Source organism: bacterium (assembly GCA_039961635.1).
In the GTDB taxonomy this organism is placed as follows: Bacteria; 4484-113; 4484-113; order JAGGVC01; family JAGGVC01; genus JABRWB01.
This window is the reverse complement of sequence record JABRWB010000074.1, coordinates 1-2,503: the sequence shown is the minus strand read 5'-3', so window position 1 is coordinate 2,503 and position 2,503 is coordinate 1. Positions and strand designations below refer to the sequence as shown.

The 2,503-nt window shown below is 58.6% G+C and carries 4 protein-coding genes; 3 read left to right on the top strand and 1 reads right to left on the bottom strand.

The genetic code is table 11. The annotated features are described in order from the left end of the window. From HRF49_10745 to HRF49_10735, 3 genes are all read left to right on the top strand, one after another. A partial coding sequence (locus HRF49_10745) for a hypothetical protein (GenBank protein ID MEP0815124.1) occupies nt 1–317 on the top strand: 317 nt, incomplete at its 5' end. 10 nt (nt 318–327) lie between these two features. Beyond that, entirely contained in the window at nt 328–1,008 is a 681-nt protein-coding gene (locus HRF49_10740; GenBank protein ID MEP0815123.1) for a FecR domain-containing protein, read from the top strand. Between the two features lie 165 nt (nt 1,009–1,173). Continuing rightward, nucleotides 1,174–2,151, top strand: coding sequence for a glycosyltransferase family 2 protein (locus tag HRF49_10735; protein ID MEP0815122.1), 978 nt, complete (start codon nt 1,174–1,176; stop codon nt 2,149–2,151). A 20-nt stretch (nt 2,152–2,171) separates the two neighbouring features. On the opposite strand, the gene HRF49_10730 is transcribed toward HRF49_10735, so the two are convergent. After that, nucleotides 2,172–2,503, bottom strand: a 332-nt coding sequence (locus HRF49_10730; GenBank protein ID MEP0815121.1) for a dihydrofolate reductase, incomplete at its 5' end; no start/stop codon positions are given.

Sequence of the window (2,503 nt, the reverse complement as noted above, 5' to 3'; positions counted from 1 at the left end):
GTTCGGCGGTGTTGCCGAGTCTTGCCACCTGCACCGCGGCGCCCTCGACGCCGGGCTGTTCGGCGGTGTTGCCGAGCCTGGCCACCTGCACCGCGGCGCCTTCGACGCCGGGCTGCGAGGTGGTGCTGCCGCCAAGTACTACCGAAATCGTGATCGCGCAATTGACGCGCGAGGTCGACTCCGGATCCGGCCCGCCGCAGGACGACGAGCAGGAAAAGCAAAAGCGCAAAAAGGAAAGCGAGGACTTGAATAAGGGCACTGACGGATTGCCACAGGAAATTCGCAGCCTGAAGGATCTCCCGGAATGCCGGCCTTAGGAAAATGGCGATGAAAATACTTCCAAACCTCCCTTTACGTCTTCTTCTTGCGGTCCTCCTGGCTGCAAGCGCTTCACTGGGATATGCAGGTGGTACGGTTACGCAATTGTCCGGCACGCTATCCGTACGCAAGGCGGATGGTACGACGAAAGTCCTCGGTCGCGATTCCAAAGTCGAGCCGGGGGACGTCTTGACTACGGAAAAGGATAGCTATGCCCAGGTACGCTTTACCGACGGCGGCTCGCTGACGCTCAAGCCGAACACGCAGATCAGGGTGGAAAGCTATACTTTCGAAGACAAGGCGCCGGAAAAGGACAATCTGGTTTTCAGCCTGATCAAGGGGGGATTGAGGGCGCTAACCGGCTTGGTCGGCAAGCGCGCCGGGCGACAGGACGCCTATCGCCTCAATACGGCGACGGCAACGATTGGTATCCGTGGCACATACTATGGAGTCGATGACATTGCGCCCGGTGCGGATAGCGGGTTGCCGCCCGGCGTTTATCTCGTCGTATTCGATGGTATCGTCGTCGCCTTCAACGAGGCAGGCTTCCAGGCTTTTCAAGCTGGCCAGTATGGATTCATGGGCAGCCTGACGACGCCGCCACAGATATTGCCGCAGAACCCTGGCATTCCTTTTACTCCGCCGCCCGGCTTCACGGAGGGCGGACCAGCTGCTTGCGTTGTGCGCTAGACGGAGCGGCGCGGGCAGAACGGTGCTTTTTCAGATTAATGCATATATAATAATAAAAATTAATTGCTCAGGGCAGGCCATGCCGGACAGTCTCAATTGCAAGGGAACCTCCGGCATTCGCTCTATCCCCGGGCGAAATCGAAGAACACTTTCACGCAATAAGACATGACCAACTTGGCGGTCGTTTCCAGGCAGCGAAATCCGGACGGTATCCGGTTTTCGCGGAAATCGGGATCGCCCTTACCTCTTCCTGCCGTCGCAGAACAAGCGGCTGCCGTGACCGTAATCTGCGTCAATTACAATGGCGGCGCGCTTCTCATCGATTGTGTACGTTCCGTCCTGGATTCGACGGTTCCCATTCGGCTCGTCGTTTCCGACAACGGCTCCACGGATGGCAGTATTGCGTCATTGCGAGACGCTTTGGGAGATGACAGCAGACTGGTCATCGTTGAAAATGGGAGCAATCTTGGCTTTGCCGGCGCGTGCAATGCGGCGTTGCCGAGCGTGATTGGAGAATATTGCCTTTTCCTGAACCCGGACTGCCTGATTCGACCCGATACCGTGGCGAAAATGTGTGCCGTCATGGAGCGGCATCCCGAATCCGGCATCGCCGGATGCGTCATCCGCAATCCGGATGGGAGCGAGCAGGCGGGTTGTCGCAGGCGCATCCCGGATCTCTGGTCTGGGTTCGGCCGTGCTTTTGGCTTGGACGGGTTTTTCAGAAGGATTAAACGATACTCGCCAGTCGATATGGCTTCGGAGCCCTTGCCCCCCAACACCATAGAAGTGGAGGCCATTTCAGGCGCTTTCATGTTCGTGCGGCGCAGCGCCATGGAAATAGTAGGTCATCTTGACGATGGCTATTTCTTGCATTGCGAGGACGTGGACTGGTGCGTGCGATTCCGGCGTAAGGGCTTCCGGGTACTCTTCGTTCCAAAGGCGGAGATTACGCACTTCAAAGGCGTGAGCAGCGCGGCCCGGCCGATCAGCGTCGAATGGCACAAACACCGAGGCATGCTGCGCTTCTATCGTAAATTCCTGCTCGATCGTTATCCCTTTTTTGTCTCCTGGCTGGTTACGGCCGGCATTTGGCTGCGTTTCGGAATGGTTGCGGCAAGACGCACACTCAGGCGTATATTGTAACAGCAGAACGGAACCCTCCTTCATGAGGAATCGGTTTCGGCCCGCTCGTAGACAACGAAATCAAATCGCAGTCCTGTCTCGCCGAGGCGCATTTCACGCGAGACTTCCTTCCACGCCCTGCGATCAAAGCCAGGAAAACGCGCATCCCCGCGGAAGTCGGCACGGATCTCGGTGAGATAGAGGCGTTGTGTTAGTGGCAGCGCCGCGGCGTAGAGCTGCGCGCCGCCGATGACGAACACTTCGTCCTCCGCCGTGCCTGCGGCCGCCAGCGCGGCTTCGAGTGACGCTGCGGTTTCACAGCCCTCCGCCCGCCAGCCGGCCTTGCGCGTGACGACGATGTTGCGCCGGCCCG